This is a genomic window from Variovorax paradoxus, from assembly GCA_016806145.1.
GTDB lineage: Bacteria > Pseudomonadota > Gammaproteobacteria > Burkholderiales > Burkholderiaceae_C > Variovorax.
Genome location: CP063167.1, coordinates 1,549,255 through 1,560,637 on the forward strand (window position 1 = coordinate 1,549,255; position 11,383 = coordinate 1,560,637).

Consider the following 11,383-nt stretch of genomic DNA (forward strand, 5'->3'; position numbering starts at 1 on the left):
CCAGCAGGGAGATCTCGATGCAAAGACGCCACGGTATGCCCTCCCTCTTCCTTTCGTTCGTCCTGTTCGCCTTCCTGCGCTGCATCGCATCGCAGGGCCGGCGCAGGGTCTTTTCGCGTCCGTTCGCGAAGAGCGTCGCGAGGGTTGCCATGGCTTTCTCCATGACCCCAACCCATCGAAAGACAGCCATCATGAAAACCACCGGCAACACCATCCTCGTGACGGGCGGCACCAGCGGCATCGGCCGCGCGCTCTCCGAGGCCCTGCATCGGCGCGGCAACCGCGTCATCGTCACCGGCAGGCGCCAGGCCCTGCTTGACGAGGTCACGGCCGGCAGAGCCGGCCTTTTCGGCCTGCGGCTCGACCTCGACGATCCCGCTTCGTTGTCACGCGTCGCGCAGGAGGTGCGCGAACGCTTTCCCGAGCTCAACGTGCTGATCGCCAATGCCGGGATCTCGCGCGCGGAGGACATGCGCGCCGACACCTGGGCCGCCACCGATGCCGAAGCGATGGTGCAGACCAACATCCTCGGCGTGCTGCGCACCGCGGCCGCATTCCTCCCGCTGTTGAAGGCCCAGGCCAACGCGAGCTTCATCGCGACCGGCTCGGCCCTGGCCTTCGTGCCGCGCGCCGACTTCCCGGTCTACTGCGCGAGCAAGGCCTTCCTGCACTCGTGGCTGCAGTCGCTGCGCCACCAACTGCGCGCGGTGCCGGTCGAGGTGCTCGAACTCGCACCGCCCTACGTGCAGACCGAACTCACGGGCAGCGCGCAGGCCTCGGACCCGCGCGCCATGCCCGTGGGCGCCTACGTGGCGGAGGTGATGCGACAGCTGGAGCGCGGCGACCATCCGCACGGCGAGCTGATGCTCGAGCGCGACCACGCGCGCCGCTGGGCCGAGCGCGATGGCCGCTACGAGGCCGTCTTCGCGTCGCTGAACCCCTGCTGAAGCGCGCGCCAGGGCGCCATGCCATCATCGTTGGATGAACTCTCACAGTGCATTCAACAGCGCCGACGCGGTCGCCAGGTACGCCGAAGGTCCGAAGCGCAACGTGCCCGGCCACAGCGGCCTGCTGCCGATGACGCGCATCCTGCTGGCCGAGCGCGTGCCTGCGGAAGGCCGCGTGCTGGTGGTCGGCGCCGGTGGCGGCCTCGAGCTAGAGGACCTCGCGCTCGCCAACCCCGGTTGGCGCATCGACGGCGTCGACCCCAGCGCGCCGATGCTCGATCTCGCGGCCCAGCGGCTCGGCCCTTTGAAGTCGCGCGTGGCCCTGCACGAAGGCTATGTGCAGGACGCGCCCGAAGGCCCCTTCGACGGCGCCACCTGCCTGCTGACCTTCCATTTCGTGCCGCACGACCAGCGCCTGCCGACGGCGCGCGAGATCCATCGCCGCCTGAAGCCGGGCGCGCCCTTCGTGGTTGCACACCTCAGCGTGGAGGATGGCGAGGGCCAGCGCGAGACGTGGATGAAACGCTACGCGGCCTTTCTCGTGTCATCGGGGTCCGACCCGAAGCAGGCGGCGGCCACGAGCGAGAAGGTGCAGAAGGAACTGGCGATCCTGTCGCCGGCGCAGGACGAGGCGATCCTGCGCGAGGCGGGGTTCAGCGGGGTGCAGCTCTTCTATGTGGGGTTCACGTTCAGGGGGTGGGTCGCCTACGCCTGACGGCGACGGGCCGCTCACTCCGGTTTCTTCACACCTTGTCAGGCGATCGTTCGCGAATCCAGCTCCCTGAGCAAACGCTGCAGCTGCGCGACCGAAGCCTCGTCGAGCCCTTGCAGAGGCAACCTCGGCACCCCCGCCTCGAAACCCCGCAGCCGCAGCCCCGCCTTCACGGTCGTCGGCAGCCCGCCCTTGAGGATGAACTGCAGCACGTCGAGCTGCCCGTAGAAGATCGTGCGCGCCGCTTCCATGTCGCCCGAGAGGCAGGCCTCGTAAAGCGCGACGGGCCAGGCCGGAACGATGTTGGGCGCCGCCGTGCACCAGCCCAAGGCACCGGCCGCGAAGGCTTCGAGCGCCAGCGGATTGCTGCCGTTGAAGAACGGGATCTCGCCGTTCGACAGTTGCCGGATCCGGTGCATGCGCTGGATGTCGCCCGTGCTCTCCTTGACCATGGTCACGTTCGCGATGTCCCGCACGATCCGTACGATCAGCTCGGGCTGCATGTCGACGCCGCTGGTCGCGGGGTTGTTGTAGAGCATGACCGGCAGGCCGATCGCGTCGGCGATGCTCTGGTAGTGGCGAAAGATCTCGGCCTCGCCGAGCTTCCAGTAGGACACGGGCAGCACCATGACCGCGTCGGCGCCGGCCGCTTCGGCGAACCTGGCCTTGCGCACCGCGTTGCGGGTCGTGAGGTCCGAGATGCCGACGATCACCGGCAGGCGCTTCGCGACCTGGGCGATCGACGCCTCGGCCACGGCATCCCACTCCTCGTCGGACAGGTAGGCGCTCTCGCCGGTGCTGCCCAGCGGCGCGATGGCATGGGAGCCCGACAGCACCAGCCGCTCGACCACCCGGCGGCTGGTCTCGAGGTCGACGGCGCCGCTGCGCTCGTCGAAGGCGGTGATGGGATAGGAAACGATGCCGAGGATTTTGTTGTTCATGAGATTGAATGAGCAAAGGGTGGATGGAAGAAAGCGATAGGTGTCAGGCCGCAGCCGCCGGCTGCTGGGCCGCGAGCTTCTCGGCCATGAGCTGCGCGAGCAGGTCGAAGACGGCCCGGATGTGGGGCAGGTACTGCAGGTCGTACTGCACGCTGATGAACAGCGGCACGCGCGCGAAGCGATCGGGCAGCAGCCGGATCAGCCCGAAGGACTCGGCCTCGGCATAAGAAGGCAGCAGTACCACGCCCAGGCCCTCCTGCGCCGCGAACAGCTGCGAGAACATGCTGGTCGCGCGGAAGCCGATGCGCGGCGCATCGACGAACTCCTCGAGCCAGCGCGCCGAGGGCAGGTAGATGGGGTCGTCGATGTAGCCGATGAAGAAGTCCTGCGCCAGGTCCTCGGGCCGCGCGATCTCGCGGCCCGCCAGATAGGAGGCGCTGGCATAGAGATGGAAATGCACGTCGGCCACCTTCTGCGTGTGCAGCGACTTCGGCGGCGGCTCGAAGAAGCTCACGAAGATGTCGGACTCGCGGCGCGCGATGTCCACGTAGTTCGAGGTGGTCGCGAGCTGGATCTCGATCGCCGCGAAGCGCTCGTGCAGCTTCCTGACCGCGCGCGAGATCAGCATCGCGCCCACGCCTTCCATCGTTGCGATGGAGACGGTGCCGGCGTTCTGCCCGAAGCGGTCGGCGGTCAGTCCCTGGATCTCGTGCAAGGCCGTTTCCATCTTCTCCACCCTCGTGAAAACTTCCCGTCCGAACGGGGTCAGGACGATGCCCTTGCGGTCGCGCCGGAACAGCGTGCCGCCCGAGCTGTACTCCACCTGCGCGAGGCGGCGGCTGATGGTCGACTGGTCGACGCCGAGCTTGCGCGCGGCGGGCGCGAGCGCACCGCCGCGCGCGACTTCGAGCAATGCGCGCAGGTGGTCCCATCCGAGTTGATCCAGGGGCAGGTGCTTGGTGGCCATGGCGTTGAAGGCTGAGCGAAGGAGCGAAGACATTAGTCCAGCGTGGGCCCGGGCGCCATCGGTGCAAGCTTGCGGTTCAGGCCGCGGCCCGGGTCTCCTTGGTGTCGCGCAGCCAGATCGCGCCGATCACAAAGGTCATGAGCGCGCCCGCGATCGGATAGGCGAGGCCGGCATAGATGTTCCCGTGCTCGGCCACGAGCGCGAACGAGATGGTCGGCAGCAGCCCGCCGAACCAGCCGGCGCCGATGTGATAGGGCAGCGACATCGAGGTGTAGCGGATGCGCGCGGGGAACATCTCCACCAGCAGCGCCGCGAGCGGCCCGTAGGTGATGGCGACGAAGCCCATGAAGACCAGCAGGATCAGCACCACCATCGGCGAGTCGATGCCCGCGCGGTCGGCGGTCATGGGATAGCCGGCACCCTGGAGCGCGGCGCCGATCCGCGCGCGGAAGCCGTCGATCTCGGCCTTGCTGGCGGGCTCGAAGGCATTGCCGTTCGCGACCAGCCGTCCCTGCACCGAGGCGATGGCCCGGTCGCCGATGGTCACGGTCGCCAGCTCGCCGGCCGCCGCGTCCTTGACCTCGTAGCTGGCCGCGCTCTGCGCCAGCACGCGCTTGGCGATGTCGCAGGAGGTCCGAAAGTCGACATCGCGCGCGATCGGGTTGCCCTGGAACGAGCATTCGCGCGGGTCGGCCGTCAGCACGATCGAGGCGCTCTGCTGGGCCCGTTCCAGCGCCGGGTTCGCGTAGTGCGTGAGCGCCTTGAACAGCGGGCCGTAGGACAGCGCGGCCACCAGGATGCCGATCATGATCAGCCACTTGCGGCCGATGCGGTCCGACAGCGCGCCGAAGAAGATGAACAGCGGCATGCTCAGCACCAGCGAGGTCGCGAACAGCGTGTTCGCGTAGATCGGATCGACCTTGAGGATCTGCGTGAGGAAGAACAGCGCGTAGAACTGCGAGGTGTACCAGACGATCGACTGCCCGGCGCACAGGCCGAACAGGCAGATCAGCACGATGCGCAGGTTCTTCCATTCGCCGAAGGCCTCGCGCACCGGCGCCTTGCTGATGCCGTTGCCGGCCTTGAGCTTGAGGAACACCGGCGACTCCTTCATCGAGACCCGGATGTAGACCGAGAGCACGAGCAGGCCCAGCGAGATGATGAAGGGGATGCGCCAGCCCCAGGCATCGAACTGCTCGGGCGACATGGTGCTGCGCACGCCGAGGATCACGACCAGCGACAGCAGGAAGCCCAGCGTCGCGGTGGTCTGGATCCACGCCGTGCTGGCCCCGCGCTTGTGCGGCGGCGAATGCTCGGCCACGTAGGTGGCGGCACCGCCGTACTCGCCGCCGAGCGCCAGGCCCTGGCACAGCCGCAGCACGATCAGGATGATCGGCGCGGCCACGCCGATGGTCGCGTAGTTCGGCAGGAAGCCGACCGAGAAGGTCGAGATGCCGATCAGCAGCAGCGTGATCATGAAGGTGTACTTGCGCCCGATCATGTCGCCCAGGCGCCCGAACAGCACGGCGCCGAGCGGTCGCACGATGAAGCCCGCGGCGAAGGCGAGCAGCGCGAAGATGAAGGCGGCCGACGGGTCGAGCGCCGAGAAGAACCGCTTCGCGATGATGGTCGCGAGCGAGCCGTAGAGGAAGAAGTCGTAGTACTCGATGACGGCGCCCACGGAAGAGGCCACGATGACCTTCCTGCCTTCCGCGCGATGCGTCGCACCCGTCAGGGTTGCGGGGATGTCCATGCTTGTCTCCTGTCTTGTGGTTCTGGAGGGAGGAGGCCGCCCGGTGGAACTCCTCCCTGGCCGGCTACGTGGCGTGGCCGGCGGTGGGCGTGTCAGGCCTGGCGGCGTGCCCGGATGTCGGCCACCACCTTGGCGACCTGCTCGGCGCTGGCGCCCTTCACGCGCGCATTGATGCGCACGGTGCCGAAGCCGACGAACAGCACCAGCTCGTCGGGGCCGGGCGCGCCGGGAATCGCGAGGGTGATGCCGTCCATGGCGTCGTAGTCCCAGGCGTCGTCGGCGCCGCCGAACAGCAGGTCGACCGAGCCGCCGGCCGTCGACACCTTGGCATTGCCCGGAATCAGCGCGGGGCCCGCGCCCAGGCCGGTGCGCATGGCCAGGCCCAGGCGCGGATGGATCAGCGCCGCGCCGTGTTCCGACTCGCCGGCCGTGCCCACCAGCGCGGCCTTGCCGTAGGCGCGGGGCTTCTCCTCGCCCGCGAAGTGCGAGAGCGCGCGTTCGGTCAGCAGCGTGCCGATCTCGACCGAGCGCTGCGCGAGGTCGGCCAGTTCGGCGTCGGTCGCGGCGCCGCGGCCGGCGCAGGGGTTCTTGAAGATCGCGGCGGCGACCACGTGGCGCGAAGTCGCGGCGGCGGCGCGGCCGCCCTCGGCGAGCGTGTTCCTCTCGAACACGAAGATCTGCCGAATGGTCTCGAGCGTTGATGGGCTCATGGGGGTCTCCGTCCTGTGGATGTGGCTGAATCGCCTGGTCCCTGCATCGCAGGGGCTGAAGTGGCGGACGGAGATTAGGTTCGCGAGGCGCTTCTGTCAGTTTGCAAGAACGCAAGCGGGCTTGCGTTTTTGGGTCTGGCGGTGGGCGCCGACGCGCGTTGGCAGGAAGCGCACCCGATCTGGCAGTCCATGCCACCTCGGGCATGCGCACGGGGCGTCGGCGCGCCGGACACTGGGTTCGCACTTTCGCCAACCCTCATCCCCGGAGAACCCATGAACGAATCCATTGCCGGCATCCGCATCCCCGACAGCCAGATGGCGCGCGAGGCCACCGAGCTGGTGCGCGACACCGAGACCGCGCTGCTGTTCAACCACTCGCGGCGCGTGTTCCTGTTCGGCGCGCTGACCGGCGAGCGCCGCGGCCTGGCCTACGACCCCGAGCTGCTCTACATCGGCGCGATGTTCCACGACATGGGGCTGGTCGCGCCCTACAGCAGCAGGACCGAGCGCTTCGAGGTCGACGGCGCCAATGCCGCGCGCGATTTCCTCGTGCGCCATGGCATCGCCGAGCCCGAGGTCGAGCAGGTGTGGGATGCGATCGCGCTGCACACCACGCCGGGCATTCCGCAGCACAAGAAGCCGGTCGTGGCGCTGGTCACCGCGGGCGTCGAGATGGACGTGCTGGGCCTGGCCTATGACGCCTTTCCCACCGAGCAGCGCGAGGCGGTGGTGCGCGCGCATCCGCGCGAGGCCGACTTCAAGGAAGGCATCATCGACGCCTTCGCCAAGGGCACGCGCTTCAAGCCCGAGACCACCTTCGGCAACGTCAAGGCCGACGTGCTCGCGCTCAAGGACCCCACGTACAAGCGGCTCAACTTCTGCGGGATGATCCTCGGCTCGTCGTGGAACGACGGCGCCTGCGGCGTGCCGGGCTGCCGGCACTGAGCTGGTTTTCTAGCTCGCCGTGGCCACGTGCACGCCGGGCCGGCGGCCATCGTTCCAGCGGCCGCCGATCGCGCGCTCGATCTGCGCGCTGAGCTGCAGCAGCAGGCCGTCGTCGGCCTGCTTCGCCTGCAGCTGCATGCCCAGCGGCAGGCCGTGCTCGTTGAAGGCCAGCGGCAGCGAGATGCCCGGAATGCCGCACAGGTTGGCCAGCGGCGTGTAGGCGAAGTTCTGCCAGAGGTTGTCGAACCAGTCGAGCACCGAGGGGTTGTCGCTGAGCGTGAGGTATTCGGTGGTGCCCACGCGCGGCGTGGGCAGTGCGGTGATCGGGGTGAGGATGATGTCCCACTCCTCGAAGAAGGCGCCGAAGCCGCGCGCGGTGGTGTTGAACACCGTCTGCATCCTGAAGCGCTCGGCATAGGAGATGTCGCGCCCGGCCTCCCAGATCTTGACGTTGATCGGCTCGATCAGGTCGGCCGGCGGCTGCTCGAGGCCGAAGCGCGCGAGGAAGCCCTCGATGGTCTGCGCGAAGTTGCTGATGTAGCACGTGGTCTGGGCCGCGAAGGCGGCGCGGATGTCGACCGCGGGCAACGCCCATTCGACATGGTGGCCCAGGCCCTCGAAAAAGCGCCCCACGCGCTCGAGCTCCGCTGCGATGTGCGGCGTGGCGCGGAAGTCGCCCCACTCGTGCGACATCGCGATGCGCAGCGGCTTCGGGTCGCGTTCGATCAGCTGCGTGTAGGGCTCGTCGGCCTTCCAGTAGGGCATGAACTCGCCGGGCGCGCCGCCGCGGCAGTGGTCGACGAAGGCCGCGGTGTCGCGCACCGTGCGGCTGTGGCAGCCCTGGATCGACACCAGGCCCGTGAGGTCCGACAGCGCCGGCGCGATCGAGAACACGCCGCGCGAGGGCTTGAGGCCGATGTTGCCGTTCACGCCCGCGGGAATGCGGATCGAGCCGCCGCCGTCGGTGGCGTGCGACAGCGGCAGCACGCCGGCCGCCACCGCCGCGCCCGTGCCGGCCGAGGAGCCGCAGGTCGTGTAGTCGAGGTTCCAGGGATTGCGCGTGACGTAGACGGCCGGGTTCTCGGCCGAGCTGCAGACGCCGAACTCGGGCGTGGTGGTGCGCCCGATGATGTTGAGCCCGGCCTTGCGGATCTGCTGCGTCAGGTGGGTGTCGGCGGCGGCGCGCTGGCCCTTCATCAGCAGCGAGCCCATCTCCTGCAGGCGGCCCTTCATGGTCGGGCCCAGGTCCTTCATCAGGTAGGGCACGCCCGCGAACGCGCCCGCGGGGTTCATGCCGTCGGCCAGCGGATCGGCCACCACGTCGTCGAAGACCTCGACCACCGCGCTCAGCGCGGGGTTGGTGAGCGCGATGGCGGCGCTGGCCTGGGCCGCGAGCTCGGCCGGCGTGACCTGCCCGCTGCGCACCAGCGCGGCGAGCCCCACGCCGTCCTGTTCGCTCCATGCCTGCCAGCTCATTGCCAAAGTCATCCGTCGCTCCTGTCGAGAAAAGAAAACGGGGGCGTGGGCCCCGTGTGCGCCCACTCTAGCGAAGACGCGGTGTGCCCGCGCGCCAGTCGTGTATTGGGCCGCGCATGCAACGTAGTGTGTGGATTTTTCGCGCGGATACACGGGCATACGCGATCCGCGGCGACGCGGCGTGGCGCTCGAAGAATGCGCTCCAGCCCCGGGACAGGGGCCACGCGACTTCATCCAATCCAGAGGAACATCCCATGCACAAGACCACCGACAAGACCGCGAGCCGGGCCACCCGCCGCGGCTTCTTCGCCACCTCCGCCGTGGCCGGCGCCGCAGGCTTCAGCCTGCTCTCGGGCACAGAGCTGGCACGGGCGGCCGGCAGTCCCGAGGCCGATGCGCAAGCGGCCGCGGCCTATCCGCCGACGCCGCGCGCGCCCACGGGCGACACGGCCGTACGCCCGTTCCGCGTCCACGTGCCCGAGGCCGTGCTGGCCGACCTGCGTCGCCGCGTGAAGGCCACGCGCTGGCCCGACCGCGAGACCGTGACGGACCTGTCGCAAGGCGTGCGGCTCGAGAAGCTGCAGCCGCTGGTGCAGTACTGGGGCAGCGGCTACGACTGGCGCAAGGCCGAGGCGCGGCTCAATGCCCTGCCGCAGTTCATCACCGAGATCGACGGCCTCGACATCCACTTCATCCACGTGAAGTCGCGCCATCCCGATGCGCTGCCGCTGGTCATGACCCATGGCTGGCCCGGCTCGGTGATGGAGCTGCTCAAGACCATCGACCCGCTCGTCAACCCCACCGCCCATGGCGGCCGCGCCGAGGATGCCTTCCACCTCGTGCTGCCCTCGATGCCCGGCTATGGCTTCTCGGCCAAGCCGCGCAGCACCGGCTGGGGCCCCGACCGCATCGGCCGCGCCTGGGACGTGCTGATGAAGCGGCTGGGCTACCCGCGCTACGTGTCGCAGGGCGGCGACTGGGGCTCGGTCATCTCGGACAGCATGGCGCGCCAGAAGCTGCCGGGCCTGCTCGGCATCCACGTCAACATGCCGGCCAGCGTGCCGCCGCGGGTGGCGAAGGCGCTCAACAATGGCGACCCCGCGCCCGCCGGTCTCGACGACAAGGAGAAGGCCGCCTTCGATGCGCTGAACTTCCTCTACAAAAAGGGCGGCGGCTATGCCGCGCTGATGGTGACGCGGCCCCAGACCCTGGGCTATGCGCTCGAGGACTCGCCCGCGGGCCTGGCCGCCTTCTTCTACGACAAGTTCACCGAGTGGACTACAGCGGCGGCGACGCCGAGAAGTCGCTCACGCGCGACGAGATGCTCGACGACATCACGCTCTACTGGGTGACCAAGACCGCCACTTCGGGCGCGCAGCTCTACTGGGAGAACAACGCCAACAACTTCAACGCCGTCGACATCTCGATCCCGGCCGCGGTGACCGTGTTCCCTGGCGAGATCTACCGCGCGCCGCGCCAGTGGGTCGAGGCGGCGTACCACAACCTCATCTATTTCAACGAGGTCGACAAGGGCGGGCACTTCGCCGCCTGGGAGCAGCCGGCGCTGTTCAGCGCGGAGTTGCGCGCGGCGTTCAGGTCGCTGCGCGGCTGACGGGGAGCCGGCCGCTCAAAGCTGCGGCGACAGCACCGCCGCCAGATGCTCCCACGCCTTCTCGAGCAGCGGCCGCTCCTTCCAGGCCTCGTAGCTCAACCGCTTCGACTGCGCGAGGTCGGCCTCGAACTGCACGGTCTGCGCCGCGGCGAAGGCCTCGTCGTAGATGTTGAGGTTGGCCTCGTCGTTGAGTCGGAACGATCGGTTGTCGAAGTTGGTCGAGCCCACCGACACCAGCAGGCCGTCGACCAGGAACACCTTGCAGTGGTACATGGTCGGCTGGTACTCGCTGATCTGGGCGCCGGCCTCGAGCAGCGGGCCCCAGGCGGCGCGCGAGGCGCGGCGCACGGTCTGCGAATCGATGATCGGCCCCGGCGTGACGATGCGCACCCGCACGCCGCGATGCAGGGCCGCGACCAGCGCGCCCACGGTGAGATCGTCGGGCACGAAGTAGGCGCTCGAGAGGTCGATGGTCTTCGTGGCCGCGGCGATCGAGAGCAGGTACATCAGGTGCATGCTCTCGCTGCCGCCCGAAGGCGAGCTGCTGAATATCTGCGCGCGGCCGTTGCCCACGGGCGGCAGCGGCGGGAAGTAGCGCTCGCCATGGAACACGTCGCCCGAGACCTTGATCCAGTTGTCCATGAAGACGGCCTGCATCTGCGCCACCACCGGGCCCTCGACCTTGTAGTGCGAGTCGCGCCAGTGCGCGGGGTCCTGCGCGTCGCCGGTCCATTCGGGCGCGATGCCGACACCGCCCGTGAAGCCGATGCGCCCGTCGACCACCAGCAGCTTGCGGTGGGTGCGGTTGTTCATGCGCGCGATGTCGTACCAGCTCGGCTTGTGGAACTTGCGGATCTCCACGCCCGATGTCTCCATCTCGCGGATGAAGTCCGCATCGACCTTCGCGCTGCCGACCCAGTCGAGCAGCACATGCACCTTGACGCCGGCACGCGCGCGCTCCGACAGCGCATCGGCAAACGCGCGCCCGATGTCGCCCGACCAGTAGATGTAGGTCTCGAAGGTGATGCTTTGCTTCGCGGCGCGGATCGCCGCGAGCATCGGCGGAAAGATCTTGTCGCCGTTCTGGAAGGCCTCGAAGCGGTTGCCGTCGGCGATCGGCGGGCCGAGCAGGGCGCCGAGCGCGCGCTGGTACTGGGGATCGTGCAGCGCGTATTCGCGGCGCACCTGTTCGTCGAGCTTCTTCTCGCCGCTCGTGAGGTTGAGCACGAGCAGGGTGGCGGCCAGCGTCAGGACGAAGGTCCAGGCGATGGCTTTCCAGGGCTTGCGGGGGGCGGGTACGGGCATGCCTTATCGTGCCGG

The 11,383-nt window shown here is 68.8% G+C and carries 9 protein-coding genes and 1 pseudogene; 4 read left to right on the forward strand and 6 right to left on the reverse strand.

Annotation, left to right across the window (positions count from 1 at the left end; genetic code table 11):
• The first annotated feature begins 191 nt into the window (after nt 1–191).
• Both INQ48_38290 and INQ48_38295 read left to right on the forward strand, forming a co-directional pair.
• On the forward strand, nt 192–947 hold the full coding sequence (locus tag INQ48_38290) for an SDR family NAD(P)-dependent oxidoreductase (protein ID QRF61247.1): 756 nt from the start codon (nt 192–194) through the stop codon (nt 945–947).
• A 34-nt stretch (nt 948–981) separates the two neighbouring features.
• Complete coding sequence (locus INQ48_38295; protein QRF61248.1) at nt 982–1,662, forward strand: class I SAM-dependent methyltransferase; 681 nt, start codon at nt 982–984, stop codon at nt 1,660–1,662.
• A 38-nt stretch (nt 1,663–1,700) separates the two neighbouring features.
• Here the strand turns inward: INQ48_38295 and INQ48_38300 are convergent, their stop codons facing one another.
• The 4 genes from INQ48_38300 to INQ48_38315 all read right to left on the reverse strand — a co-directional run bounded on the left by INQ48_38300 (nt 1,701) and on the right by INQ48_38315 (nt 6,030).
• Nucleotides 1,701–2,600, reverse strand: coding sequence for a dihydrodipicolinate synthase family protein (locus INQ48_38300; GenBank protein QRF61249.1), 900 nt, complete (start codon nt 2,598–2,600; stop codon nt 1,701–1,703).
• A 43-nt stretch (nt 2,601–2,643) separates the two neighbouring features.
• Nucleotides 2,644–3,567 carry a LysR family transcriptional regulator gene (locus tag INQ48_38305; protein ID QRF61250.1) on the reverse strand — a complete coding sequence of 308 codons (924 nt, stop codon included), beginning with the start codon at nt 3,565–3,567 and terminating at the stop codon, nt 2,644–2,646.
• Nucleotides 3,568–3,643: 76 nt separating this feature from the next.
• The gene (locus tag INQ48_38310; protein ID QRF61251.1) at nt 3,644–5,320 is read right to left on the reverse strand and encodes an MFS transporter; all 1,677 of its coding nucleotides are present in this window, start codon (nt 5,318–5,320) and stop codon (nt 3,644–3,646) included.
• A 92-nt stretch (nt 5,321–5,412) separates the two neighbouring features.
• The gene (locus INQ48_38315; GenBank protein QRF61252.1) at nt 5,413–6,030 is read right to left on the reverse strand and encodes an amino acid synthesis family protein; all 618 of its coding nucleotides are present in this window, start codon (nt 6,028–6,030) and stop codon (nt 5,413–5,415) included.
• Nucleotides 6,031–6,303: 273 nt separating this feature from the next.
• Between INQ48_38315 and INQ48_38320 the strand changes: the two genes are divergently transcribed.
• Nucleotides 6,304–6,975 (forward strand): HD domain-containing protein, encoded by a 672-nt coding sequence (locus INQ48_38320; protein ID QRF61253.1) that lies wholly within the window; start codon nt 6,304–6,306, stop codon nt 6,973–6,975.
• Nucleotides 6,976–6,984: 9 nt separating this feature from the next.
• Here the strand turns inward: INQ48_38320 and INQ48_38325 are convergent, their stop codons facing one another.
• Entirely contained in the window at nt 6,985–8,463 is a 1,479-nt protein-coding gene (locus INQ48_38325) for an amidase (GenBank protein QRF61254.1), read from the reverse strand.
• 242 nt (nt 8,464–8,705) lie between these two features.
• Between INQ48_38325 and INQ48_38330 the strand changes: the two are divergent.
• Nucleotides 8,706–10,063: pseudogene (locus INQ48_38330) on the forward strand (epoxide hydrolase).
• Nucleotides 10,064–10,078: 15 nt separating this feature from the next.
• Here INQ48_38330 and INQ48_38335 read toward each other — a convergent pair.
• The gene (locus tag INQ48_38335) at nt 10,079–11,368 is read right to left on the reverse strand and encodes a cardiolipin synthase B (protein QRF61255.1); all 1,290 of its coding nucleotides are present in this window, start codon (nt 11,366–11,368) and stop codon (nt 10,079–10,081) included.
• Nucleotides 11,369–11,383 lie beyond the last annotated feature (15 nt).